General features: G+C 68.5%; 23 protein-coding genes. 3 read left to right on the top strand and 20 right to left on the bottom strand.

Features of this window, described 5'->3' with window-relative positions; genetic code table 11:
- Window positions 1-118: 118 nt before the first annotated feature.
- From ACRYRV_RS11740 to ACRYRV_RS11730, 3 genes are all read right to left on the bottom strand, one after another.
- A complete protein-coding gene (locus ACRYRV_RS11740; protein WP_253444893.1) occupies window positions 119-1,099 on the bottom strand; it encodes a TAXI family TRAP transporter solute-binding subunit in 981 nt (326 codons plus the stop codon).
- Window positions 1,100-1,346: 247 nt separating this feature from the next.
- Complete coding sequence (locus ACRYRV_RS11735; protein ID WP_309635352.1) at window positions 1,347-2,735, bottom strand: KamA family radical SAM protein; 1,389 nt, start codon at window positions 2,733-2,735, stop codon at window positions 1,347-1,349.
- Between the two features lie 173 nt (window positions 2,736-2,908).
- On the bottom strand, window positions 2,909-3,145 hold the full coding sequence (locus ACRYRV_RS11730; protein ID WP_253444902.1) for a DUF2798 domain-containing protein: 237 nt from the start codon (window positions 3,143-3,145) through the stop codon (window positions 2,909-2,911).
- A gap of 164 nt (window positions 3,146-3,309) precedes the next feature.
- Between ACRYRV_RS11730 and ACRYRV_RS11725 the strand changes: the two genes are divergently transcribed.
- Window positions 3,310-3,834: a macro domain-containing protein gene (locus ACRYRV_RS11725; RefSeq protein ID WP_444985045.1), complete on the top strand. Its 525-nt coding sequence runs from the start codon at window positions 3,310-3,312 to the stop codon at window positions 3,832-3,834.
- Between the two features lie 81 nt (window positions 3,835-3,915).
- Here ACRYRV_RS11725 and ACRYRV_RS11720 read toward each other — a convergent pair whose 3' ends face one another.
- The 16 genes from ACRYRV_RS11720 to puuE form a co-directional block, all read right to left on the bottom strand.
- Complete coding sequence (locus tag ACRYRV_RS11720) at window positions 3,916-5,223, bottom strand: TRAP transporter large permease (RefSeq protein ID WP_444985046.1); 1,308 nt, start codon at window positions 5,221-5,223, stop codon at window positions 3,916-3,918.
- Window positions 5,213-5,692, bottom strand: coding sequence for a TRAP transporter small permease (locus ACRYRV_RS11715; protein ID WP_169959113.1), 480 nt, complete (start codon window positions 5,690-5,692; stop codon window positions 5,213-5,215). The genes ACRYRV_RS11720 and ACRYRV_RS11715 overlap by 11 nt, the downstream gene beginning before the upstream one ends.
- A gap of 64 nt (window positions 5,693-5,756) precedes the next feature.
- The gene (locus ACRYRV_RS11710) at window positions 5,757-6,767 is read right to left on the bottom strand and encodes a DctP family TRAP transporter solute-binding subunit (protein WP_169959114.1); all 1,011 of its coding nucleotides are present in this window, start codon (window positions 6,765-6,767) and stop codon (window positions 5,757-5,759) included.
- A gap of 135 nt (window positions 6,768-6,902) precedes the next feature.
- On the bottom strand, window positions 6,903-7,502 hold the full coding sequence (locus ACRYRV_RS11705; protein ID WP_444985048.1) for a DUF192 domain-containing protein: 600 nt from the start codon (window positions 7,500-7,502) through the stop codon (window positions 6,903-6,905).
- Window positions 7,499-8,641 carry an ABC transporter ATP-binding protein gene (locus ACRYRV_RS11700; RefSeq protein WP_169959116.1) on the bottom strand — a complete coding sequence of 381 codons (1,143 nt, stop codon included), beginning with the start codon at window positions 8,639-8,641 and terminating at the stop codon, window positions 7,499-7,501. The genes ACRYRV_RS11705 and ACRYRV_RS11700 overlap by 4 nt, the downstream gene beginning before the upstream one ends.
- A complete protein-coding gene (gene modB / locus ACRYRV_RS11695; RefSeq protein ID WP_169959117.1) occupies window positions 8,634-9,302 on the bottom strand; it encodes a molybdate ABC transporter permease subunit in 669 nt (222 codons plus the stop codon). Before modB ends, ACRYRV_RS11700 begins: the two co-directional genes overlap by 8 nt.
- A complete protein-coding gene (modA, locus tag ACRYRV_RS11690; protein ID WP_169959118.1) occupies window positions 9,302-10,129 on the bottom strand; it encodes a molybdate ABC transporter substrate-binding protein in 828 nt (275 codons plus the stop codon). Before modA ends, modB begins: the two co-directional genes overlap by 1 nt.
- Window positions 10,130-10,225: 96 nt before the next feature.
- Window positions 10,226-10,957: a GntR family transcriptional regulator gene (locus ACRYRV_RS11685; RefSeq protein ID WP_253444917.1), complete on the bottom strand. Its 732-nt coding sequence runs from the start codon at window positions 10,955-10,957 to the stop codon at window positions 10,226-10,228.
- Window positions 10,958-11,040: 83 nt separating this feature from the next.
- Entirely contained in the window at window positions 11,041-12,525 is a 1,485-nt protein-coding gene (pyk, locus tag ACRYRV_RS11680; RefSeq protein WP_309635345.1) for a pyruvate kinase, read from the bottom strand.
- Window positions 12,522-13,841 (bottom strand): glycerate kinase type-2 family protein, encoded by a 1,320-nt coding sequence (locus ACRYRV_RS11675; protein WP_444985049.1) that lies wholly within the window; start codon window positions 13,839-13,841, stop codon window positions 12,522-12,524. Before ACRYRV_RS11675 ends, pyk begins: the two co-directional genes overlap by 4 nt.
- Window positions 13,842-14,067: 226 nt before the next feature.
- Complete coding sequence (locus tag ACRYRV_RS11670) at window positions 14,068-14,970, bottom strand: 2-hydroxy-3-oxopropionate reductase (RefSeq protein ID WP_253444926.1); 903 nt, start codon at window positions 14,968-14,970, stop codon at window positions 14,068-14,070.
- Window positions 14,971-15,019: 49 nt separating this feature from the next.
- On the bottom strand, window positions 15,020-15,799 hold the full coding sequence (gene hyi / locus ACRYRV_RS11665; RefSeq protein ID WP_444985050.1) for a hydroxypyruvate isomerase: 780 nt from the start codon (window positions 15,797-15,799) through the stop codon (window positions 15,020-15,022).
- A gap of 28 nt (window positions 15,800-15,827) precedes the next feature.
- Window positions 15,828-17,603, bottom strand: coding sequence for a glyoxylate carboligase (gene gcl / locus ACRYRV_RS11660; RefSeq protein ID WP_444985051.1), 1,776 nt, complete (start codon window positions 17,601-17,603; stop codon window positions 15,828-15,830).
- Between the two features lie 180 nt (window positions 17,604-17,783).
- Window positions 17,784-18,269 (bottom strand): ureidoglycolate lyase, encoded by a 486-nt coding sequence (locus tag ACRYRV_RS11655; RefSeq protein WP_305499830.1) that lies wholly within the window; start codon window positions 18,267-18,269, stop codon window positions 17,784-17,786.
- A gap of 184 nt (window positions 18,270-18,453) precedes the next feature.
- Window positions 18,454-19,287: a bifunctional allantoicase/(S)-ureidoglycine aminohydrolase gene (locus tag ACRYRV_RS11650; protein WP_444985052.1), complete on the bottom strand. Its 834-nt coding sequence runs from the start codon at window positions 19,285-19,287 to the stop codon at window positions 18,454-18,456.
- Between the two features lie 9 nt (window positions 19,288-19,296).
- The gene (gene puuE / locus ACRYRV_RS11645) at window positions 19,297-20,235 is read right to left on the bottom strand and encodes an allantoinase PuuE (RefSeq protein ID WP_253444957.1); all 939 of its coding nucleotides are present in this window, start codon (window positions 20,233-20,235) and stop codon (window positions 19,297-19,299) included.
- Window positions 20,236-20,616: 381 nt separating this feature from the next.
- Between puuE and ACRYRV_RS11640 the strand changes: the two genes are divergently transcribed.
- Both ACRYRV_RS11640 and ACRYRV_RS11635 read left to right on the top strand, forming a co-directional pair.
- Window positions 20,617-21,363, top strand: coding sequence for an aspartate/glutamate racemase family protein (locus ACRYRV_RS11640; RefSeq protein WP_302139380.1), 747 nt, complete (start codon window positions 20,617-20,619; stop codon window positions 21,361-21,363).
- 139 nt (window positions 21,364-21,502) lie between these two features.
- Window positions 21,503-22,879, top strand: coding sequence for an NCS1 family transporter (locus tag ACRYRV_RS11635; protein ID WP_444985053.1), 1,377 nt, complete (start codon window positions 21,503-21,505; stop codon window positions 22,877-22,879).
- An 81-nt stretch (window positions 22,880-22,960) separates the two neighbouring features.
- Here the strand turns inward: ACRYRV_RS11635 and ACRYRV_RS11630 are convergent, their stop codons facing one another.
- Window positions 22,961-23,695, bottom strand: coding sequence for a GntR family transcriptional regulator (locus ACRYRV_RS11630; protein ID WP_444985054.1), 735 nt, complete (start codon window positions 23,693-23,695; stop codon window positions 22,961-22,963).
- Window positions 23,696-23,826: the final 131 nt, after the last annotated feature.

Below are 23,826 nucleotides of genomic sequence, written 5' to 3'. Positions count from 1 at the left end.
AATGAATCGATCCCTGCCCCGCAGCCGCCGGCCCCAGGGGGGGCCTCAACGAGATGCGCGGACGCCCCGAGGGGGTCCGCGCATCGATCACCACGGGTGATTCAACAGCTCGGCGAAATCACTCGATCCAGCCGCGCTCGCGGTAGTAGCGTGCCGCACCGTCATGCAGCGGAGCGGTCAGGCCGTCGGAGATCATCTGCTCCTCTTCGAGGTTCTCGAAGGCCGGGTGGAGACGCTTGAAACGATCGAAGTTCTCGAACACCGCCTTGACGGTCTCGTAGACGACATCCTCGTCCACCGCGGTAGAGCTGACGAAGGTCGCTGCCACGCCGAAGGTCTCGACGTCCTCGTCATTGCCGCGGTAGAGGCCGCCCGGGATCACCGACCGGGTGTAGAAGGGGTTGGCCTCGATGATCTCGTCGATCTCCGGACCGGTCACCGGCACCAGGCGCGCATCGATGGTGGTGGTGGCTTCCTGGATGGAGCCGTTGGGGTGGCCCACCACGTAGACCATGGCATCGATGTTGTTGTCGGAGAGGGCCGCGGCCTGCTCGGCGGCGTCCAGCTGGGAGGCCAGGGAGAATACGCTGGTATCCCAGCCCATGGCGTCCATCACCACGTTCATGGTGTTGCGCTGGCCGGAGCCCGGGTTGCCGATATTGACGCGCTTGCCGGGGAAGTCGGAGATATGCTCGATGCCGGAGTCGGCGCGGGCCACCACGGTCAGCGGCTCGCCGTGCATGGTGAAGACAGCACGCATCTCCTCCCAGGCACCACCCTCGGCGAAGTTGTCCTCGCCGTGATAGGCACGGTACTGGACGTCGGACTGCACCACGCCCATGTCCAGCTCGCCGCTCTTCATGCCGTTGACGTTGGCCACGGAGCCACCGGTGGAGGGGGCGTTGCAGCGGATGTTGTGCTCGTCGCTGCCGCGGTTGACCATGCGGCACACCGACTGACCAACCACGTAGTAGACGCCGGTCTGACCGCCGGTCCCGATGGTGATGAATCGATCCTGGGCCACGGCCGGGGCCGAGAACATCGCGGCGCCGAGCAGGGCGCCGGAGAAGGCAGCAGCCGAGAAAGCATGGCGTTTCATGAAGACACCTCTTATTGCATTCATTGTAGGCAAACATCAGGCAGAGACGGCATGCATCCGTCGATCCACCACTCCATACTACTTTAGCGGAAAAAAACCCTAGCGGGTAACGACCTCGGTCAACGCGGGGGGCATTGTACCCCTCAGTCTAGGAGTCCCCAACGTTTATGAGGCGTTTGCTCTCTCACGCGCAGAAACAGGAAACCGCGCCGAAGCGCGGTTTTCGATATGCAGGGGAGGGACCGGCTCAGGACGCCTTCATGATCAGCGCCTGCTTCTCGTCCTTCATGGCGGCGAACTCGGCCTCGAAGAAGAACTCGCTCTCCCCCAGCGCCGGTTCCAGATGGTTGAGCCAGGTGGCCGCTTCGTCGTACTTGGCAAAGAAGGGACGCTGCACCCAGTCGCGGTCGCGGCCCTGGATGAAGCGCAGCACGAAGACCTTCTCGCCGTTGATCTCGGTGACGCCCTGGATCTCCACCTTGCCGGGATCGGCGGACATCGACGGGCCACGCGCCGTCCGCGCCAGGCCCGGCACCTGCTTCATCGCCTCGCGGTAGATCTCCCAGGCGCGCACCAGCGGCACCTCGAAGTAGTGGCGGGCGCCGGTGTCGCGCTCCACGAACAGGTAGTAGGGGATCATGCCCAGGCGCACCTGCTGGGTCCACATCTTCGCCCACTGGTCGGCGTCGTCGTTGATGTGCTTGAGCAGCGGCGCCTGGGTGCGGATCTCGGCCCCGGTGGCACGGATACGGCGGATCGCCTCGCGGCAGATGGGGGTGTCCATCTCCTTCCAGTGGTTGAAGTGCGCCATGAAGGCGACGTGCTTGCCGGCCGCGGTCAGCTCCCGGAAGAGCTCGAGGATATCCTCGGCGTCCGGGTCGGTGACGAAGCGGTAGGGCCAGAAGGTGAGGCTCTTGGAGCCGATGCGGATATCCTGGACGTGATCCAGCTCGGGCTTCATCAGGCCCTCCAGGTACATCCTCAGATGCTTGGCCTTCATCACCATGGGGTCGCCGCCGGTCATCAGCAGATCGGTGACTTCGGTGTGCTCGGCCAGATAGCGGTGCAGGGAATCCGCTTCGCTGGAGGCGAACTTGAGGTCCTTGTCGCCCACGAACTGCGCCCAGCGGAAGCAGAAGGTGCAGTAGCTGTGACACACCTGCCCCTGGCTCGGGAAGAAGAGCACCGTCTCGCGGTACTTGTGCTGCATGCCGGGCAGCGGCTCACCGTCGAGCATCGGCAGGTTGAGATCCATCTGCCCCGCCGGGTGCGGGTTGAGCTCGCTGCGAACCCGTTCGATCACCGGCTTCATCTCGGCGGCATCGGCGTCGCGGCGCACTAGCTCGGCCACCTCGTCGAAGTGCTCGGGGCGCAGCATGCCGCGCTGGGGAAAGGTGAGCTGGAAGATCGGGTCGGCGGGAATATTGTTCCAGTCGATCAGCTCATCGATCACGTACTCGTTGACGCGAAACGGCAGCACCTGGCTGACGACCCGCATATCGAAGCGCAGGTCCTCAGGCAGATTCTGAATCGCCTCGATCTTGTCGAGCTGGCGGTGGGTGTAGACCTTGAACTGCCGGGCCTCGAAGGCCTCGGCGGCGGGGCTGCCGAGTTCGATATTGATACGCTGGTTCATCATGCCTCCTCGTCGTTGTCCGGAGCCTTCCCTGGGGGGGAAGGGCCACCGTCTTCTCGTTGGGGGAGGCCATTGGTACAGAGATGGCGGCAAAAGTGCAAATCCCTGCGCCGATTTGCAACGAATGTCTCGGAAAGACGCAAAAAGCGCAACGCTCGTTCAGGCCAGCGACATCACTTGGCCGGCTTGCGGATCAGTTTGGCGGCCAGGCGCTGCAGACGCGGTGCGCCCAGCAGGATCAGCGCGAAGGCGATCGGCCAGGCGATATAGAAGGCTCGCCACCAGCGCCCCGCGAAGCCCTCACCGAGCCCGGTATTGACCCAGGTGATCACGAAGGTCATCAGCGTCACCATGTAGACCGACATCAGCACGGAGAAGACCAGCGGCGCAAGGCGAGGGGGAAAGAGCATGGCGGCACCTGATGGAGAAACGGAATATGGTTAGGACGCTATCATATACCATCTCTCCCCCGGCGTCAGGCGGCGGAGCGTCGCACCTCAGGTTGCGCCCCGGGTTGCCCGGCCCGGCGGAGAGCGACCAGACTGAGAGGCATCCACCGCCAAGGAGAGCCACCATGACGGCCACCCTCGAATGCCTGCAGGGCGACATCGCCCGCCAGCCCGACATGGATGCCGTGGTCAACGCCGCCAACGCCGAGCTGCGGCCCGGCGGCGGCGTGGCCGGCGCCCTGCACCGCGCCGCCGGGCCGGAGCTAGATCGCGCCTGCCGCCCGCTCGCCCCCATCCGCCCGGGGGAGGCGGTGATCACCGAGGCCTTCGGGCTGCCCAACCGCCAAGTGATTCACTGCCTGGGCCCGGTCTACGGCCGCGACGAACCGGCCGACGAACTGCTCGCCGACTGCTACCGCAACGCCCTGACCCTGGCAGAAGCACACGGCGTCAGAAGCCTCGCCTTTCCGGCCATCTCCGCCGGCATCTTCGGCTATCCGCCGGCCGAGGCGGCCCGGGTGGCACTGGCCACCGTGATCGCCACCCTGCCCGACTGCCCGCATATCGAACGGGTGCGCTTCGTGCTCTTCGATGCCGAAAGCACCAAACTGCATGAGCGCACCTTGGAGGCCCTACAGGGCACCCCCTGATGCCCTACCCCACGTTGTAGCCCAGGGTCCGTGGCAGCCACAGAGCGATCTCCGGGCAGCATGAAGAGCGCGACCAGCGCCCTATCCCACGTTGTAGCCCAGGGTCCGTGGCAGCCACAGAGCGATCTCCGGGAACACGGCGACGAGCGCCAGGGCGCAGGCCATGGCGGCAACGAAGAGCAGCGCCCAGCCCACGGTCTGCTCCAGGCGGATCTTGGCCACCTCGGTGGTCACCATCAGGTTCACCGCCACCGGCGGGGTGAACTGGCCGATGGCGATGTTCATGGCCAGCAGGATGCCGAACCACACCGGGTTCCACTCGAAGTGCTGCATCACCGGGATCAGGATCGGCATCAGGATCAGGTAGATGGAGATGGCGTCGAGCAGCATACCGGCGAGCAGCACCGCCAGCATGATCAGGATCAGCAGCAGCACCCCGTTGTCGGTCAGGGCGATGATCCACTGGGCCATGTCGCGGAAGGTGCCGAGCATGGTACCGGCCCAGGCGAAGATGCCGGCCAGCGCGATGATCAGCATCACCACGCCGGAGATCACCGCCGCCTCGCCGAACAGCCGCCACAGGTCACGCACGCCGATCTCGCGGGTCACGAAGAGCCCGATCGCCACCCCGTAGGCCACCGCCACCACCGCCGCCTCGGTGGGGGTGAAGAGCCCGGAGCGCAGCCCGCCGAGGATCAGCACCGGGGCGAAGAGCGCCGGCAGCGCCTGCTTGAAGGTCTCCCCCACCTTGAGGCGCTCGGCGCCCTCCACCGGGGTGCCGCCTTCCCAGCCATATCGCTTCGAGACCAGCAGCGCCGGCACCAGCAGCGCCAGGCCGGCCAGGATCCCGGGGAAGAGCCCAGCGGCGAAGAGCGCACGCAGGTCGACCCCCGGCACCACGATGGAGTAGAGGATCAGCGCCACCGAGGGCGGAATCAGGATCGCCGTGGAGGCCGAGGCGGCGATCAGCGTCGCCGAGAAGGGCTTGGGGTAGCCCGCCTTGGTCATGCTCGGCAGCATCACCATGGCCACCGCCGCGGCGTCCGCCGGCCCCGAGCCGCTCATGCCGCCCATGATCATGCAGACCAGCACCGCCACCAGGGCCAGGCCCCCGTGGCGCGGGCCGATCAGCGCCTGGGCGAAGCGCACCAGGCGCAGCGCCACCCCCGAACGCTCGAAGATCAGGCCGGTGAGGATGAACAGCGGAATGGCGATCAGCGGATACTTGGCGATGCTGTTGTAGGTGTTGGTGCCGAGCGTCGCCAGCATGGCCGGCGGCAGGCCGGCCAGGATGCCCACGGCGCCGGCCAACCCCAGGGAGAAGGCCACCGGCACCCCGGCGATCAAGAGGCCCGCGAAGGCAAGCAGCATCCAGAGATCAGGGCTCATCACTGAGCCTCCCGCGCAGGCGGTCCCAGGTCTGCTGGGTCTGGCGGATCATCATCGCCGCCGAGAGCAGCGGCAGCCAGACGATGTACCACCACTGGGGCAGCCCCAGCCCCGGCGAGAGCGACTCCCACTGGTACTCCTGCCAGGCGAGCTTGCCACCGAACCAGGTGATCAGGCCGAGCACCGCCACGCCGCAGCCCCACTGGAAGAGGATCAGCACCCGGCGCGGCGCGGCGGGCAGCGCCCGCTCCAGCAGACCCACCCGGATATGGCCGTTGCGGCGCAGGGCCACGGCGGCGCCGGCGAAGGTGAGCACCACCAGCAGGAACACCGAGAACTCCTCGGTGAAGGCCAGCGAGCCCCCGGTGATATAGCGGGTGACCACGTTGCCGAGGCTGATCACCGCGATGATGATCAGCGCCAGGGAGGCGAGCCAGCGCTCCGGCCGGGCATCAGGTGAGGGTGTCATGTCGACCTCGTGAAATGACGTCGCCCCCGGTAGCGGGGGCGACGGAGGGAGTAAGCGCCGCGATTCAGCGTGCCTCGACGGCCTCGCGGGCCGCTTCCACCAGGGCCTCGCCGATGCGCGGCACCCACTTGTCGTGGACCTCGGCGGTGGCCTCGACGAAGGCCTGGTACTGCTCGTCGGTCAGCTCGGTGACGGTGACGCCGCGCTCCTGGATATCGGCCAGGCGCTCGCTCTCTTCTTCGCGGGTCATGGCGATCTCCCACTCGCCGGCCTCGACGGCCGCCTCGCGCAGGATCTCGCGGTCACCCTCGTCCAGGGACTCCCACACCTGGCGGTTCACGGCGAAGATCAGCGGGTCGTTCATGTAGTTCCACAGGGTCAGGTGCTGCTGGCCCACCTGGTCGATGCGCGCCACATCGAACACCGAAAGCGGGTTCTCCTGGCCGTCCACGGCGCCGGTGGTCAGCGCCGGCTGGGCGTCGGTCCAGCTCATCTGGGTGGGGTCGGCGCCCAGGGCGTTGAAGGTGTCCTGGAAGAGCGGCGAGCCCACCACGCGGATCTTAAGGCCATCGAGGTCGCCGGGCTCGCTGATCGGGCCGCGGGAGTTGGAGAGCTGGCGAAAACCGTTCTCGCCCCAGGCCAGCGGGATAACGTCGCGGGACTCGATCGCCTCGAAGACCATCTCGCCGGCCGCGCCGCCGGTCACCGCATCCACCGCCGCCTCGTCGGGCAGGAAGAAGGGCAGCGAGAAGAGGTTGAGCTCGGGCACCTGAGGCGACCAGTTGATGGTGGAGCCCACGGCGGCGTCGATCAGCCCGGAGCGCATGGCGGAGAACTCGCGGGTCTGGTCACCGGCCACCAGCTGGGAGTTGGGGTAGACCCGCATGGTGATGCGGCCTTCGGTGCGCTCTTCCACGAGCTCGGCCCAGCGCTCGGCGGCCTGCCCCCAGGGGAAGGCGTCGGAGAGCACGGTAGAGATGGAGAGCTCGCGGGCCTGGGCGGAGAGCGAGGCGCTGAACAGGGCGGCACCCGCCAGGGCGGCGGCCAGCTTGGCAAGCGGTCGATGGAGTGTCATGGCGTGTCCTTGCTGCGGTGGCCCAAGGGGCTCGGGCCACAGTTGTCATTATGGAGCGGGCGGCCAGGCGCGGCGGCACGGCCGTCAAGGCGGATATTCTACGAATACCAGCGTTGAATGACAGCCGGCCGCACACTACTCGGCCGGGCCCATTCCTTCTTCGGCAGCAGATGACAGGCAGTGGCCGACGCTGCTGGGCCAGCTGACGCAGTCGCCCTCGGCGATGCCCAGGCGCTCGAAGAGGCCGGCATTGACCTCCAGCGCCGCCCGGTAGGGCACGCCGGGGTAGGTCACCGGGCACTCCGAAGGGTTGGCCGAGCCGCAGGGCCACATGGTGAAGACCGCCGCGATGCGCTCATCCTCGCCGATAAAGGCGATATCCAGCGGAATCAGGGTGCGATACATCCAGAAGCCGTTGCGGGGCGACTGGGTGTCCCGGTAGAGAAACAGCATGCCGGCGTCCTCGTCGAGGTGATCGCGCTCCATCAGGCCGCGGCTGCGCTCGGGAATGGTGCGGGCCACCTCCACCTCGAAACGGTGCACGTCCTCGGCGGCGTGCACCGTGAGAGGCACTACCGCCAGGCCCGACGGCGCACGCGCCTCGGCCAGCAGCGCCGGTGAGAGCGCCAGCAATACCACCAGCCCCGCGATGCCCAGCCACACCCTCCCCAGGCCCTGCTGCGGCCTCCGGGTGTCCGGCCCCGGCGTTTCCGTTCCCTGCCCGTATCGGCTCATCTCGGCGTCCTCGTCTCCTCCGGCGCATCCTCCGCCGGCATCAGGTGAATGCCCGCCGCCAGCAGCGATACCTGAACCGGCTCCCCCCTGGCCAGGCCGTTGCGCCGGGCCGCATGAGTGGCGATATCGAAGCTGAGGGTCTGCCCAGTATGGTCGAAGGCGAGCGATACCGCGGTGATGCCCCCCAGCACCACCAGGGACTCGACCCGGGCGCGCACCGGGTTCTCCCGCTCCCCCTGGGAGGGGCGCCCGCGCCGGTGCAGCACCACGTCGGAGGGGGGCAGATACCAGGTGACGCGCTCGCCGACGGGCAGCGATTCGAGCCCTGCCGCCACCTCCAGCCGCCAGGGTCCCCAGGCCAGGCGTCGTTCACCGCCCTCCTCCACCACCTCGCCGCTGAAGAGGTTGTGGCGATCCAGCACCCGGGCCACCTCCGCCGATGCCGGGCGGCGAAACAGCGCCTCCGGCGGGCCCGCCTGCAGGCTGCGTCCGCCGTGCAGCACGCAGAGCCGGTCGGCCAGGGCCGCCGCCTCATCCAGGTCATGGGTCACCAGCACGATGGGGATGCGAATCTGCTCGCGCAGCATGGCCAGCTCCCGCTGCAGGCGGCGGCGCGTCACCTGATCCACCGCCGAGAAGGGCTCGTCCAGCAGCAGCACCCGGGGGTTTCGGGCCAGGGCCCGGGCCAGGGCCACCCGCTGCCGCTGGCCACCGGAGAGCTGTCCCGGGTAGCGCGCCTCCAGCCCCGTCAGGTGCACCCGCGACAGCCAGCCGCCGGCCCGTCGACGGCGCTCACGGGGCGGCAGGTGGTCCAGGGCCACCATGACGTTGCCCAGGGCGGTGAGGTGGGGAAAGAGCGCATAGTCCTGGAACACCAGCCCCACCCGGCGCCCCTGGGGCGGCAGGGAGAGGCGCCGGCCCGAATCGAACCAGGCCTCGCCGCCACAGGCAATGCGCCCCTGGGCAGGGCGATAGAGCCCGGCGATGGCGCGCAGCAGGGTGGTCTTGCCGCTGCCGGAAGGGCCCACCAGGGCGAGCAGTTCGCCGGCCTCGCAGTGGAACTCCGCTGACAGAGGGATGGGGCCCGGCTGGTGCAGACTCACCGAGAGCGAGGCAGGGGATCCAGGACGCTCAGGCACGTCGCCACCTCCGCCGGCCCGCCAGGCCGTAGACCACGCCGATGGTCAGGAAGGAGACCAGCAGCAGCATGGCCGACATGATCCCCGCCCCCGCCTCGTCGAAGGCCTGCACCCTGTCGTAGATGGCGATGGCCAGGGTACGGGTCTCGCCGTCGATGGCACCGCCCACCATCAGGATCACCCCGAACTCGCCGAGGGTGTGGGCGAAGGTGAGGGCCAGGGCGGAGATGATGCCTGGCCACACCAGGGGCAGCTCGATACGCAGGAAGGTCTGCCAGGGAGAGAGCCCGCTGCACCAGGCCGCCTCGCGCAGGTTCGCCGGCACCGTCTCGAAGGCGCGCTGGATCGGCTGCACCGCGAAGGGCAGGTTGGCCACCAGGGAGGCGATCAGGATGCCGGTGAAGGTGAAATTGAGCCCCGAGCCGAACACCCTGGCCCAGAGCCCGCCGAAGGGCGCCTCGACCCCGAAGGCCTGCATCAGGTAGAAACCCAGCACCGTGGGCGGCATCACCAGCGGCAGGGCGACCAGGGCCTCGCAGAGGGGCTTGCCGCGAAAGCGGGTGGTGGCCAGGGTCCGCCCCATCCAGAGCCCCACCGGCAGCAGCAGCAGGCAGGTGAAGGCGGCCAGGCGCAGCGAGACCGAGAGAGCCGTCCAGTCCATCAGGGCGTGGCGTCTCCCTCGTCGGCGGGCGTGGCTTCAGGATCGGGCAGGCGGAAGCCATAGTCGGCCAGGATCGTCCGGGCTTCCTCCTCCTGCAGCCAGGCGTAGAAGGCTCGCGCGGTCTCGCCGGCCCCTTCGACCAGCGCCATGCGCTGCACCAGGGGGGCGTGCCAGGACTCCGGAATCAGCACATGCTCGCTGCGCTCGGCCATCGCCGGTGCCAGCGCCAGGGACCAGGCCACCAGGCCACCGCGGGCGTCGCTGGTCAGCGCAAACTGAGCCGCCTGGGAGACGTTCTCGCCCAGCACTCGCAGCGGTGCCGTAGCCTCCCAGAGACCGGCATGTTCCAGCGCCTGCTTCGCCGCCACCCCGTAGGGGGCGTGCTCGGGGTTGGCCAGCGCCAGGCGCGGCCTGCCCTGCCCTGCCGCATGAGCCGCCAGCGCCTCACGCACTCCTGCCAGGGGAGCTTCCTCGCCCGGCAGATCATCGCGACCGGGGCGCTGCATCCACACCAGCCGGCCGATGGCGTAGACCACGCCCGCATCCTCGGTGCGCCCCTCCTCATGGAGCGCCAGCACGTAGGCCTCATCGGCGGAGAGGTAGAGCTCGAAGGGTGCCCCCTGACTGATCTGGCGGCGGAAGTTGCCGGAGGAGCCGAAGTTGAGGCGCAGGTCGCGGCCGGTCTCGGCGCGGAAGCGCTCGGCGGCCTCGGTGAGGGCAAACTGCAGATCCGAGGCCGCCGCCACCGTAGGCACATCGGCCTTGAGCAGGCCAGCCGGCAGCAGCAGCGCCAGGCCGAGCAGCCAGGCCGCGTATCGTGAACGCATGTAGGGACCTCCTGAGCGAGCGAACAGCGCGCATTGTCGTTCAGGCCAAGAGGAAACCACAAGTTGATAGGCCGACGCAGACGACCGCGATCTGGGTCAGGGTTCGGCGGCGGCTACGCCGAAGATCGCCTTGAGGTCGGTGACGCTCTCCCGGCTGCCGAGATCGAGCAGTCCCTCGAGGCTCTCCAGGTGGCGCACCACGGCATGGCGGGCGCCCTCGGCATCGCCTGAGCTCAGGGCCTCGAGGAGCCGCGGGTGGTCACCCTGCAGAAAGCAGGAGGCCAGCGTAGGGCGCTTGTAGAGGGCGATGACAATGGAGGTGCGCAACACCAGATCGGTGAGCATGGCGCCGAGCACCCGGTTGGGAGAGAGCTCGGCCAGGCGGTGGTGAATGGCCAGGGAGTGGGCGATACGCGCCGGCTCATCGCTGCGCTCATGGGCAGCGGCCTCCGCACGAGCCTCCGCCTGCAGGGCCGTCAGGGCGTCCCGGGAGAGCCTGCCAGCCAGCTGGGCGGCCACCTCCCCCTCCACCAGACGGCGGGCGTCGAAGGTCTCGCGGGTCTCCTCCACGCTGGGCGCGCGCACCCGGGAGACCTGGTTCGGCCGCTGGTCGACCACGTGGTCGGCGGCCAGCCGGGTCAGGGCCCGGCGCACCACCGAACGACTCACCCCGAAGATCTCGCCCAGGGCCACCTCGGGCAGTCGCGTGCCGGGCGCCAGGCGCTGGGTCAGCACCGCCTGGCGCACCTGCTCGACGATATGACGATCGCTGATCCGTTCACCCGCCCGTACGGCGGCCTCGACGTCTTCCTTCCAGGTCCTGCTCATGTCACGCCCCCGTGTCGCCTGGAGGCACCTTCGCACTTTTTGCCTCCACTGGCCACACGCCGCCGCCTTTATGTATACATGAACTAGACGCTATGACTCTCGTTCACGTCGAGGATCTTCATCGTGTTGGTCCCGCCGTGGGCGTTCATATGGTCGCCTCGGGTCAGGATCACATGGTCGCCCGGCTCGGCGACCCCCTTCTCTACCAGCAGGGCCAGGGCGCGGTCGTTGAGCTCGGTGGGGCTCATGTCGCTGGTGTCGAAGGGCAGCGATACCACCCCCCGATAGAGCGCCATGCGCCGCTGGGCCACGGCGCTGTGGGCCAGGCCGACGATAGGCAGGCCGGAGCGGATGCGCGAGGCGATCAGCGGCGTGTAGCCGGTGGAGGTCATGCAGGCGATGGCCGCCACGCCGGAGAGGTGGTTGGCCGCATACATGGCGGAGAGCGCGATGGTCTCGTCGATGCGCGAAAAGCCCTCATGGATGCGATGGCCGGAGGCCTGGGCGATACGTTCCCGCTCGGCCCCCAGGCAGACCCGATCCATGGCCTCGATGGTCTCCACCGGGAAGTCGCCGGCGGCGGTCTCGGCGGAGAGCATCACCGCATCGGTGCCGTCCAGCACGGCGTTGGCCACGTCGAACACCTCGGCCCGGGTGGGCAGGGGCGACTCGATCATGGACTCCATCATCTGGGTGGCGGTGATCACCGCCCGGTTGAGGGTGCGGGCACGCTTGATGATCCGCTTCTGCATGCCGATCAGCTGGGCGTCGCCGATCTCCACGCCGAGATCGCCGCGGGCCACCATGACCGCCTCGGAGGCCTCGATGATGCCATCCAGGGTCGCATCACAGGCCACGGCTTCCGCGCGCTCCAGCTTGGCCACCAAGCCGATCTCGCGGCCCGCCTCGCCGAGCAGCTCGCGGGCCTCGTGCATGTCGGCGGCGCTGCGCGGAAACGACACCGCCAGGTAGTCGACGCCGATCTCGATGGCGGTAGCCAGGTCGGCCCGATCCTTGTCGGTGAGCGCCGGCGCCGAGAGGCCGCCACCCTGCTTGTTGATGCCCTTGTTGTTGGAGAGCTTGCCGCCCACCACTACCCGAGTATGGATCTCGCGGCCCTTGACCGCGGTCACGTCCAGCACCACCCGGCCGTCGTCGAGCAGCAGGCGGTCGCCCTCGGCCACGTCGTCGATCAGCTGCTTGTAGTCACAGCCGACCCGGGAGGCGTCGCCGGCATCGCCCTCCAGCGCCATATCGAGGATAAAGGAGGCGCCCTCCGCGAGTTCCACGGCGCCGTCCGCGAAGCGGGCGATGCGAATCTTGGGGCCCTGGAGGTCGCCCAGGGCGGCGACGCTGCGGCCCTGGCGAGCGGCGATCTCGCGCACCTGCTCGAGGCGGCGGCGGTGGTCGGCGGCGCTGCCGTGGGAGAAGTTGAGGCGCACCACGTCGATGCCGGCCGCGATCATCGCTTCCAGTACGCCCTCGCGGTCGCTGGCCGGCCCCAGGGTGGCAACGATCTTGGTGCGGCGGATGGGAGCGTGGATGGGAGCGTGGGGGGGAAGCGTCATGGTGTCCTCGGCAAGACCAGAATGGCACGGAAATCGTTGACATTGGTGCGCGTCGGGCCGGTCACGATCAGCCGGTCGAGCGCCTCGAAGAAAGTATACGCGTCATTGCGTGACAGATGAGCGTTCGGGTCAAGTTTCATCGCCCCGGCCCGGGCCCAGTCCCCGGGGGCGTAGAGCGCCCCGGCGTTGTCCTCGGAGCCGTCGATGCCGTCGGTGTCGATGGCCAGGGCGTGAATCCCCTCGGCACCCTGGAGCGTCGCGGCAAGCCCCAGCAGGTACTCGACGTTGCGCCCGCCGCGGCCGTGGCCGCGCACCGTCACACTGGTCTCGCCGCCGGAGAGCAGCAGCAGGGGCCTGCCCCGAGGCGTGTCGCGCAGGGCGAGCGCCAGGCGCCCCTGGGCGCGGCCCAGCTCCCGGGCCTCGCCCTCCAGGTCATCGCCGAGCAGGCGCACCTCGACCCCGGCCGCCTCCGCGGCGGCGCGGGCGGCCTCGAGGGCATCCGCGGCGCGCGCCAGCACCCGGGTCTCGTCACGGGCGAAGCCGGGGTCCCCCGGGCGGGGTGACGCACCGCCGGCGGCCAGGTGGGCGCGCATGCTGGCCGGCACCCGGATCGCATGGCGCTCGAGGATCGCCAGGGCCTCGGCCGGCGTGGAGCCATCCGGCAGGGTCGGGCCGGAGGCGACCAGGGAGGGCGCGTCGCCCGGCACGTCGGAGATCAGCCAGGTGACGACCCGGGCCGGATGGGCCGCCGCCGCGAGCCGGCCGCCCTTGATGGCCGAAAGGTGGCGGCGCACGGTGTTGATCTCGCGGATCGGCGCCCCGCAGCGCAGCAGCGCCCGGTTGATCGCCTGCTTCTCGGCCAGGCTGACGCCAGGGGCCGGCTGGCTCATGAGCGCCGAGCCGCCGCCGGAGATCAGCGCGATGACGAGGTCCTCCTCGCCGAGCTCGCCCACCGCCTCGAGCATGCGTCGGGCGGCCCGCTCGCCAAGGTCGTCGGGCATGGGGTGAGAGGCCTCGAGCACCTCGATGCGCTCGCAGGCCGTGCCATGGCCATAGCGGGTCACCACCAGCCCCGAGAGCGGGGCCTCGGGATAGCGAGCCCGCCAGGCGCGCTCCAGGGCGGCGGCCATGGCGGCGGCGGCCTTGCCGGCGCCCACCACCAGGGTGCGCCCGGCGGGCGGCTCGGGCAGCTGCCCCTCGAGCAGGGCATCGGGGTGCACCGCGGCCACGGCGGTGTCGGCCAGCTCGCGCAGCCAGGCGAGGGGGGCGGCCTCGCAGGGCAGCCGCGGTGTCTGCGGGGATAAGATCGCGGTCATGGGTGCTCCTCGCGGCGGGCCGGCGTCGACGGGGCCACCGCCGGCGGAAGAATACGATAGGGAATTCGGGGGTCGAAAAAGGCCCGGCGACGGGCGGGGTTGCCTCCCGCCGCCGGGCAAGGCCGCCTTGCGGCGACCGGAAGGCAGACGACGACCCGACGCCTGCCTTCAGGGAGCAGTCATCTCCCTGTCGCCGCCGCCCCGAGAGCCGGGGCGGCGAACCGACTCATGCCGGGTTGGCCGGCGACTGGCCGACCTCGTGGCTGGCCAGGGTCTCCAGGGCACGCAGGATGCCGGCGTGGTCCCAGTCGGCGCCGCCCTGGGCGGCGCAGGCCTGGAACAGCTGCTGGGCGTTGGCGGTACCGGGCAGCGCAAGGTCGAGGCTGCGCGCCCCTTCGAGTGCCAGGTTGAGGTCCTTCTGGTGCAGCCGGATGCGAAAGCCCGGGTCGAAGGTGCGCTCGATCATGCGCGCGCCGTGGACGTCGAGGATCTTCGACTGGGCGAGGCCGCCGAGCAGCGACTCGCGCACCTTGGCCACGTCGGCACCGGCCTTGGAGGCGAACAGCAGCCCCTCGGCCACCGCCTCGATGGTCAGGGCCACCACGATCTGGTTGGCCACCTTGCAGGTCTGGCCGGCGCCGTGGCCGCCGATATGGGTGATGGTCTTGCCCATCACCTCCAGGATCGGGCGGGCGCGCTCGAAGCCGGCGTCGGTGGCACCCACCATGATGGTCAGGGCCGCATTGATGGCCCCGCCCTCGCCACCGGAGACCGGGGCGTCGACGTACTCGCCGCCCGCCTCATGGATGCGCCTGGCGAAGCCCTGGGTCGCGATGGGGGCGATGGAGCTCATGTCGATCACCAGGGTGCCGGGCTTGAGCCCCTCGATGACGCCGCCCTCGCCGAACAGCACCGCCTCCACGTCCGGGGTATCCGGGACCATGGTGATGATCACCTCGGCCTCGGCGGCCACCGCCGCGGGGTTCTCGAGCTCGCGCAGGCCCTTCTCGGCCAGGGTGGCGTCCAGCGTGCCGCGCCTGACGGTCACGACCTCGTGGCCGGCGTCCAGCAGGTGGCCCGCCATGGGACGGCCCATGATGCCGAGGCCAATAAATCCGATCTTGCTCATCATCACTCTCCTCTTGTCTCTCTTGTCGGGGTGATCCTGGGTAGAGGCGTCAGCGCCTTACCGCGTCCAGCCAGCCCAGCCCTTCCTCGGTGCGGCCCGCCGGCTTGTACTCGGCGCTGACCCAGCCCTCGTAGCCCAGGCGGTCCAGATGAGCGAACAGGAAGGGGTAGTGGATCTCGCCGCTGCCGGGCTCGTGGCGGCCGGGGGTGTCGGCGATCTGCACGTGGGCGATGCGCGCCAGGTGCCTCTCCATGGTCGGCGCCAGATCCCCCTCCATGATCTGCATGTGGTAGATGTCGTACTGCAGCTTGAGGTTGTCGCTGCCCACCTCGTCGAAGAGGGCGAGCGCCTGCTCGGTGCGGTTGAGGAAGAAGCCGGGGATGTCCCGGGTGTTGATCGGCTCGGCGACCAGCAGGATGCCGGCAGCCGCGAGCTTGTCGGCGGCGAAGCGCAGGTTCTCCACCAGGGTGGCGCGCGCCTGGTCGTCGCTCACCCCTTCTGGCGGGATGCCGGCCAGGCAGTTGACCTGGGTATTGCCCAGCACCCGGGCGTAGGCGATGGCACGCTCGACGCCCTCGCGGAACTCCTCGACGCGGTCCGGGTGGCAGGCGATGCCGCGCTCCCCGGCGACCCAGTCGCCGGCCGGCAGGTTGAAGAGCACCTGGGTCAGGCCGTTGGCGTCCAGGCGCCGCCTGAGCTCCTCGGCCGGGTAGTCGTAGGGGAAGAGGTACTCGACGCCCTTGAAGCCGGCCTTGGCGGCGGCCTCGAAGCGGTCGAGAAACTCCACCTCTGTGAACAGCATGCTGAGGTTGGCGGCAAACTTGGGCATGGCAAACTCCTTGGGTCGTTATCGTTTCTCAGGTCAGGGCGGCGATGGAGGTGGGCGCATCCTCGTGGCACTCGGCCAGGGCCTCGAACTCGTTGACCCCGTCCAGGTCGGTGCCCATGGCGATATTGGTCACCCGCTCCAGGATCACCTCCACCACCACCGGCACGCGGTGTTCGTCGATCAGGCGGCGGGCCTCCTCCAGCGCCGGGGCGATCTCCTCGGGCCGGGTGACGCGCAGCGCCTTGCAGCCCAGCCCCTCCACCACCGAGACGTGATCCACCCCATAGCCGTTGATCTCCGGACAGTTGATGTTCTCGAAGGAGAGCTGCACGCAGTAGTCCATGTCGAAGCCGCGCTGGGCCTGGCGAATCAGCCCCAGGTAGGAGTTGTTCACCAGCACGTGGATCCAGGGCAGGTTGAACTGGGCGCCGGCGGCCAGCTCCTCGACCATGAACTGGAAATCATAGTCGCCGGAGAGGGCGACCACCTCGGCCTCCGGGTCGGCGCGCCGCACCCCCAGGGCCGCCGGAATGGTCCAGCCCAGCGGTCCCGCCTGGCCGCAGTTGATCCAGTGGCGCGGCTGATAGACGTGCAGGAACTGGGCACCGGCGATCTGTGACAGCCCGATGGTGCTGACATAGCGGGTGTCGCGGCCGAAGACGCGGTTCATCTCTTCAAAGACCCGCTGGGGCTTGACCGGCACGTTGTCGAAGTGGGTCTTGCGCAGCAGGGTGCGCTTACGCTCCTGGCACTCCTCCGCCCAGCGGCCGCGGCGCTTGAGCCGGCCGGCCGCGTCGAGCTCGCGGGCCACCTCGATGAAGAGTTCGAGCGCCGCCCGGGCGTCGGAGACGATGCCGTAGTCCGGCCCGAAGATGCGCCCGATCTGGGTCGGCTCGATGTCCACGTGCACGAAGGTGCGGCCCCGGGTGTAGGTCTCGACGTTGCCGGTGTGGCGATTGGCCCAGCGGTTGCCGATGCCCATCACGAAGTCCGCGGCGAGCAGGGTGGCATTGCCGTAGCGGTGGGAGGTCTGCAGCCCCACCATGCCGGCCATCAGCGGATGGTCGTCGGGGATGGCACCCCAGCCCATCAGGGTCGGGATCACCGGCACCCCGGTGAGCTCGGCGAACTCGAGCAGCAGGTCGCTGGCGTCGGCGTTGAAGATGCCGCCGCCGGCCACGATCAGCGGGCGCTCGGCCGCCTGCAGCATGGCGATGGCTTTCTCGGCCTGGGCGCGGGTGGCACGGGGCTTGAAGGCGGGCAGCGGCTCGTAGGTGTCGGGGTCAAACTCGATCTCGCTCATCTGCACGTCGATGGGCAGGTCGATCAGCACCGGGCCGGGGCGGCTGGAACGCATCAGGTGGAAGGCCTGCTGGAGGGCCCGCGGCACCTGGGCCGGCTCCAGCACGGTGACCGCCCACTTGGTGACGGGGCCGGCGATCGCCTGGATATCCACCGCCTGGAAGTCCTCCTTGTGCAGCCGGGCGCGGGGCGCCTGGCCGGTGATACAGAGAATCGGGATGGAGTCGGCGCTGGCCGAATAGAGCCCGGTGATCATGTCGGTGCCCGCGGGACCCGAGGTACCGATACACACCCCGATATTGCCGGCCTTCGTTCGGGTATAGCCCTCGGCCATGTGGGAGGCGCCCTCGACGTGACGGGCGAGGATATGATCGATGCCGCCCACCTGGCGCAGGGCGGCGTAGAAGGGGTTGATGGCGGCGCCGGGCACCCCGAAGGCGACCTCGATGCCTTCCTTCCTGAGCACGTGAACGGCGGCTTCCGCGGCGGTCATGCGAGCCATGACGAGATCCTCCAGTGAGGGTTATTGTTTTTGGAAAATTATTTTGCATATCGAGATTAGGACCGAAACGGCGCGCCGTCAACGAATACTGGAAAATATTTTCATAAACCTCAAAGAAAAGAAAATACCCAAGCAGTATCAGCCGCTTGGGTACAGAACCTCAGTCCGGAAGCGCCCTGATCAGAGCGTCACGCGCAGCGCCAGCGGATGCTCGTCGCAGTTGTTCCCCTCGCCGCCGCGATCGACGACGAGAAACTCCCCTTCCCGCTCCAGCACCGACTGGATGGCGTGCCAGGTGCCGGCGCGGTAGTTGACCCCCTGACGGCCGTCGGTGACGAAGGCGCGCACCTCGGCGGGATCGATGGTCTCGCCCGGCGGCGCCACGACCACCACAAACCTTTCTTCATGGAGCGGCATGAAGGCCTGGCTGCCCAGAGGATGGCGCTCCAGGAAGTCGAGTTCCAGGGGGACCGTCACCGGCTGGCTGACGAAGAGGCTGATCAGCGTCCGCGCGCCCTCCCCCAGGGTCTCGACCGTCGCCAGGTCGTGGTGGCGCCGGGTGCGCCCGGCGTTGATGGGAAACCACGCCGACGCCCGGGCGTCGATCACCTCGCCGAAGGGGGCGAAGGCCTCGGCGGTCAGCGGCTCGGCTTTCAGTTCCAGCATGTGCTTGTCTCTCCGACGTTAGATGCGAGAGGCGCCGGAGACAGGCCTGGAGGGGGTCCTATGCCAGGGATGGCATCGGTAGCGCCCAGGGAGGGGTTCACAGCGCCCCCGAACAGGCCTGTCGCCGGATCAGCCTCGAGCCCCGCCAACGCAACTCGCGAGTCTCGGGCAGCCGCCTGAAGACTCAGCGGCCACCCAGGCGCAGCCTGGGATGGCGGTTGACGTCCTTGTAGAGCAGGTAGCGGAAGGGCCCCGGGCCGCCGGCGTAGCAGGCCTGGGGGCAGAAGGCGCGCAGCCACATGAAGTCACCCGCCTCCACCTCCACCCAGTCCTGGTTGAGGTGGTAAACCGCCTTGCCCTCCAGCACGTAGAGGCCGTGCTCCATGACGTGGGTCTCGTCGAAGGGGATCACCGCGCCGGGCTGGAAGGTGACGATATTGACGTGCATGTCGTGGCGCACGTCGTCGGGGTCGACGAAGCGGGTGGTGGCCCAGCGCCCCTCGGTGCCCGGCATGGGATTGGGCTCGAGGTCGTTCTCGTTGACCACGAAGGCCTCGGGCACCTCGATGCCCTCGACACGCTCATAGGCCTTGCGCACCCAGTGGAAGCGCACCGGAGCATCGGCCTCGTTCTTCACCTGCCAGTCGCTGCCCGGCGGGATAAAGGCGTAGCCGCCGGGTGTCATGGCATGGCGCTCGCCGGCCAGCGTCAGGGAGAGCTCTCCCTCCACCACGAAGAGCACCCCCTCGGCCTCGGGGTCGAGCTCGGGGCGCTCGCTGCCGCCGCCGGGGGCGACCTCCATGATGTACTGGGAGAAGGTCTCGGCGAAACCGGAGAGCGGGCGCGCCAGCACCCACAGCCGGGTGCCCTCCCAGAACGGCAGATTGCTGGTGACGATGTCGCCGAAGACGCCCTTGGGAATCACCGCATAGGCCTCGGTGAATACCGCCCGGTCGGAGAGCAGCTGGGTCTGGGGCGGATGGCCGCCGGCGGGAGCGTAGTAGGTACGTGCTTTCATGGTATGTCCTCAGGCTTGCGGTGCCGGATGATGCTCGGCCCAGTGGCGGGCGATATCCACCCGACGCGCCACCCAGACCCGGTCGTGGGCCTCGATATGGTCCAGGAAGCGCTGCAGGGCGCGGAAGCGGCCCGGACGCCCCAGCAGGCGGCAGTGCATGCCGATGGAGAGCATCTTGGGCGACTCCTCCCCCTCCGCATAGAGCACGTCGAAGGCGTCGCGCAGGTAGGTGAAGAAGTGGTCGGCGGTATTGAAGCCCTGGGGTGCGGCGAAGCGCATGTCGTTGGTGTCCAGGGTGTAGGGCACGATCAGGTGGTCATGCTCGACGCCCCGGCTGTCGGCCTCGCGGGTCCAGAACGGCAGGTCGTCGCCGTAGTAGTCGCTGTCGTAGAGGAAGCTCCCCTCGTCCAGCACCAGCCGGCGGGTGTTGGGGCTGTCGCGGCCGGTGTACCAGCCCTGAGGCTTCTCGCCATAGAGGCGCTGGAAGATCGCCATGGCCTGCTTCAGGTGCTCGCGCTCGACCGCCTCCGGCACCTCCTGGTAGTGGATCCAGCGGTAGCCGTGGCAGGCAACCTCGTGGCCCAGCTCCCTGAAGGCGTGGGCCACCTCCGGGTGGCGCTCCAGCGCCATGGCCACCCCGAAGACGGTGAGCGGCAGGCCGCGGCGCTCGAACTCGCGCAGGATCCGCCATACCCCCGCCCGGGAGCCGTACTCGTAGATCGACTCCATGCTCAGGTGGCGGTCCGGATAGGCCGCCGCCCCGATGATCTCGGAGAGAAACTGCTCGGAGCCGGCGTCGCCGTGCAGCACGCAGTTCTCGCCCCCCTCCTCGTAGTTGAGCACGAACTGCACGGCGATCCTCGCCCGGCCGGGCCAGTTGGCATGGGGCGGGTTGCGGCCGTAGCCGATCAGGTCGCGGGGGTAGTCCGAGGCGCGGGTAGCGGTCATGGCAGAGCTTCCTGGTTGTTATGGATGTTGTTGGCGAGCGTTGGCGGCACACCGTCGAGGCGCCTGGCTGCCGGGCGCGTCTTGCCAGCGCCACTTATGTATACAAAGACAAGATAAGTTGTCGTCAAGCTTAGTGCAACCGCCGAAACAAGGCTGATATTGTATACATAAAATTAGTGGCAATGTATGCATATGGTGTCTTTCCGCCGGCGGCTCGACCAAAGTCGAGCCCCGCCGGTTCGAGCGAAAAGGGGTGACACTAGAAAAAAATCTTTTATAACAGACAGCTGCAAAAGCGCACACTTCGAGGAAGCGAAATTTGCCAAATACACAAAACAAGCCTATTTTGTGTACAAATGAATCGAAAACCCAGGAGCTCCCATGCAGATACGCGTCATCAACCCCAACACCACCGCCGCCATGACGGCCACCATCGGCGAGGCCGCCCGCCGCATCGCCGCTCCCGGCACCCGCATCACCGCGACCCAGCCGCTGGACGGCCCGGTCTCCATCGAGAGCCACTTCGACGAGGCGATCAGCGCGGTGGGAGTCCTCGACCAGGTGCTCGCTGGTGAGCGCGAGGGCGCTGACGCCTACGTGATCGCCTGCTTCGGCGACCCGGGCCTGCTCGCCGCCCGCGAGCTGACCCGGGCGCCGGTGATCGGCATCGCCGAGGCGGCCTTCCACATGGCCGCCCTGATCAGCACCCGCTTCTCCATCGTCACCACCCTGGGGCGCACCGGCATCATCGCCGAGCACCTGCTGGAGCAGTACGGCTTTCGCCACCACTGCCGCCGGGTGCGTGCCGCCGAGATCCCGGTGCTGGACCTCGAGCAGAACGCCGATGCGGCCCTGGTGCGCATCATCGAGGAGTGCCGCCGCGCCCGCGACGAGGATGGCGTCGGCGCCATCGTGCTCGGCTGCGGCGGCATGGCAGACCTCACCGACACCATCAGCCGCGAGGTAGGCCTGCCGGTGGTCGAGGGCGTCACCGCCGCCGTGAAGCTGGCCGAGGCGCTGGTCGGCCTGGGGCTCGGCACCAGCAAGCACGGCGACCTGGCCTACCCGCGCCCCAAGCCGATGCTCGGCCAGTTCGAGCGCTTCGCCCACCTGGCCCCGGTCCGCTGACCGGCTGCCCGCACCACCGGATAGTCAGCAGCACCCACGACAACAACAACCCGCTCCCCGGAGCACGCCACGCCGCAAGCCATCCCGGCATCTGGCCGGAAACATCTAACATCAAGCAGCGACTTGCGAGGTTCTCGACATGACCACTCCCACTTCACCGGCCACCGCCCAGGCGGCCTCCACGGCCCCCGAGGCCACCAGCCATCAGACCAAGGCCCCGGGCCAGGAGTCGCTAGCCCCCCAGCAGACTCGCATCATGGGGCGCACCTCCTACTTCCTGGCCTGGTTCGGCGGCTGCGTTTCCATCGGCACCTTCGCCATGGGCTCCAGCGTGGTGGGCACCCTCAACCTGATCCAGGCCACCCTGGCAATCGCCATCGGCTGCTTCGTGATCGGCATCGCGCTGGCCGTGAACGGCGCCGCCGGCTACAAATACGGGGTTCCCTTCATGGTCCAGGCGCGCAGCGCCTTCGGCTTCGCCGGCACCCGGCTGCCCGGGCTGGTGCGGGCCGTGCCCGCGGTGGTGTGGTACGGCTTCCAGAGCTGGATCGGCGCCGGCGCGCTGAACATGGTATCGGCCACCCTGTTCGGCTTCGACAACCTGATCTTCTACTTTATCGCCTTCCAGTTCCTGCAGATCGGGCTCTCGGTGATGGGCTTCCAGGGCATCAAGTGGCTGGAGAACATCGGCAGCGTCTTCATCCTCGCCTCGCTGATGTACATGTTCTATGCCACGGTGCAGCGCTATGGCGACGAGCTCTCCGCCAGCCTGCTGACCATGGAAGGCTCCTGGGGCCTGCCATTCTGGGGCGCCACCATGCTCTTCCTGGGCATCTACAGCACCATGATGCTCAACGTCAGCGACTACGCCCGGGAGCACAAGAAGGGCACGCCCCAGAGCCTTCTCACCACCATCTACGCCATGTCGATTCTGCCCTGCACCCTGTTCATGGGCCTGATCGGCTACATGGTCTCCGAGGCCACCGGCACCGCCGACCCCATCCAGGTGTTTGCCAACGCCGTGGACAACACCCCGCTGCTGATGACCACCCTGCTGTTCATCGCCTTCGCCCAGGTGACCACCAACGTACTCAACAACGTGGTGCCGCCCACCTACGTGCTGATGGACGTCTTCAAGCTCAAGTTCACCACCTCCACGGTGATCGTCGGTCTGCTGGCCTTCGCCACCTTCCCCTGGAAGCTGGTGCAGCCCGACTCCGCCGCCGGCCTGCAGCTCTTCGTGCAGACCTACTCCGCCTTCCTCGGCCCGATCTTCGCCATCCTGGTGGTGGACTACTACATCATCCGTCGCCGTACCCTGGACCTCGGCAAGCTCTATGACGAGACCGGTCCCTACCGGGGCGTCAACCTGGCCGCGCTGATCGCCACCGCCGTGGGCATCGCCGCCGCGCTCACCTTCTCCGCGGTCTCCTGGTACGCCAGCCTGATCCCCGCCGGCGTCACCTACTACCTGCTGATGCAGCACTGGGCCCCCTGCCAGCGCTTCCGTCAGTAACCCCTCCATCGCCCCCAACGCCAGCGCCCCGGACTCAGGTCCGGGGCGCTGGCGATTCATGGGGCAGGCGGACGCGGCTCGTCAGCGCCCGAAGATGCTGTGCAGGTCCGGCGCCTCTTCCGTCTCCTCGATGATGGAGAGCGACGCCTCGATGGCCTTGAGGTGGCGGCCCATGAAGGCCGCGGCGCGCTCGCCGTTGCCGGCCTCCAGGTAGCCGACCAGGTCGTCATGATCGTGGGACTCGCAGCCCAGGTGTCCGGCGTTGCCATAGACGGCGAGGATCAGCGAGGAGCGAGAACAGAGCCGGCCGACGAATTCGGCCAGGGTGGCATTGCCGGAGAGCTGGGCCAGGCGCTCGTGGAAGGCCGCCGAGAGCTTGATGGCCGTGCTCTGCTCGCCGGCCCTGAGCGCCTCTCGCTCACGGCGTGCCATGTCCCGCAGCTCCCTGACATCGTCATCGGTGATGCGCCGGGCCACCTCGGGCATCAGGCCGCACTCCACCATCTGGCGGGCATCGAAGACATCCTTGGCCTCGTCGGCGGTGGGGCGCGTGACGCTGGCCCCGCGGCGGGGGGTCAGGGTGACCAGCTGCTCCAGCGCCAGGCGCTGCAAGATCTTGCGGATACCGGTGCGGCTGACGCCGAACACCTCGGCGAGGGCATCCTCACGCAGGCGGGCGCCGGGCTTGAGCCGGTGCTCGATGATCGCATCGCTGATCGAGCGGTAGATGGCCTCGTGACGCTCGGCGCCGTCGCCGTCCTTGCCGCGCCCGCTACCCGACGCCTTGCGCTGGTTATCGAAGTCGCGCTGACTCATCCCTCTCTCCCGATAGCAGTTGGCTGCCCATGGCGGGCCTTCACAGGAGTGATTGTATACGCCGGGCGGGCAGAGTCATCTCTTCAACGACAAGGACCCGCCGCGAGGCGGGCCCCTGCCGGGCGCGAGCA

The organism is Halomonas mongoliensis, assembly GCF_052496345.1.
Note: the sequence above shows the minus strand (reverse complement) of the source record. Positions and strands in the feature narration are given on the sequence as shown.

Coding starts and splice junctions, on each gene's coding strand:
- ACRYRV_RS11740 (WP_253444893.1), bottom strand. CDS start 1,099: ATGAAACGCCATGCTTTCTCGGCTGCTGCCTTCTCCGGCGCCCTGCTC.
- ACRYRV_RS11735 (WP_309635352.1), bottom strand. CDS start 2,735: ATGAACCAGCGTATCAATATCGAACTCGGCAGCCCCGCCGCCGAGGCC.
- ACRYRV_RS11730 (WP_253444902.1), bottom strand. CDS start 3,145: ATGCTCTTTCCCCCTCGCCTTGCGCCGCTGGTCTTCTCCGTGCTGATG.
- ACRYRV_RS11725 (WP_444985045.1), top strand. CDS start 3,310: ATGACGGCCACCCTCGAATGCCTGCAGGGCGACATCGCCCGCCAGCCC.
- ACRYRV_RS11720 (WP_444985046.1), bottom strand. CDS start 5,223: ATGAGCCCTGATCTCTGGATGCTGCTTGCCTTCGCGGGCCTCTTGATC.
- ACRYRV_RS11715 (WP_169959113.1), bottom strand. CDS start 5,692: ATGACACCCTCACCTGATGCCCGGCCGGAGCGCTGGCTCGCCTCCCTG.
- ACRYRV_RS11710 (WP_169959114.1), bottom strand. CDS start 6,767: ATGACACTCCATCGACCGCTTGCCAAGCTGGCCGCCGCCCTGGCGGGT.
- ACRYRV_RS11705 (WP_444985048.1), bottom strand. CDS start 7,502: ATGAGCCGATACGGGCAGGGAACGGAAACGCCGGGGCCGGACACCCGG.
- modB (WP_169959117.1), bottom strand. CDS start 9,302: ATGGACTGGACGGCTCTCTCGGTCTCGCTGCGCCTGGCCGCCTTCACC.
- modA (WP_169959118.1), bottom strand. CDS start 10,129: ATGCGTTCACGATACGCGGCCTGGCTGCTCGGCCTGGCGCTGCTGCTG.
- ACRYRV_RS11685 (WP_253444917.1), bottom strand. CDS start 10,957: ATGAGCAGGACCTGGAAGGAAGACGTCGAGGCCGCCGTACGGGCGGGT.
- pyk (WP_309635345.1), bottom strand. CDS start 12,525: ATGACGCTTCCCCCCCACGCTCCCATCCACGCTCCCATCCGCCGCACC.
- ACRYRV_RS11675 (WP_444985049.1), bottom strand. CDS start 13,841: ATGACCGCGATCTTATCCCCGCAGACACCGCGGCTGCCCTGCGAGGCC.
- ACRYRV_RS11670 (WP_253444926.1), bottom strand. CDS start 14,970: ATGAGCAAGATCGGATTTATTGGCCTCGGCATCATGGGCCGTCCCATG.
- hyi (WP_444985050.1), bottom strand. CDS start 15,799: ATGCCCAAGTTTGCCGCCAACCTCAGCATGCTGTTCACAGAGGTGGAG.
- gcl (WP_444985051.1), bottom strand. CDS start 17,603: ATGGCTCGCATGACCGCCGCGGAAGCCGCCGTTCACGTGCTCAGGAAG.
- ACRYRV_RS11655 (WP_305499830.1), bottom strand. CDS start 18,269: ATGCTGGAACTGAAAGCCGAGCCGCTGACCGCCGAGGCCTTCGCCCCC.
- ACRYRV_RS11650 (WP_444985052.1), bottom strand. CDS start 19,287: ATGAAAGCACGTACCTACTACGCTCCCGCCGGCGGCCATCCGCCCCAG.
- puuE (WP_253444957.1), bottom strand. CDS start 20,235: ATGACCGCTACCCGCGCCTCGGACTACCCCCGCGACCTGATCGGCTAC.
- ACRYRV_RS11640 (WP_302139380.1), top strand. CDS start 20,617: ATGCAGATACGCGTCATCAACCCCAACACCACCGCCGCCATGACGGCC.
- ACRYRV_RS11635 (WP_444985053.1), top strand. CDS start 21,503: ATGACCACTCCCACTTCACCGGCCACCGCCCAGGCGGCCTCCACGGCC.
- ACRYRV_RS11630 (WP_444985054.1), bottom strand. CDS start 23,695: ATGAGTCAGCGCGACTTCGATAACCAGCGCAAGGCGTCGGGTAGCGGG.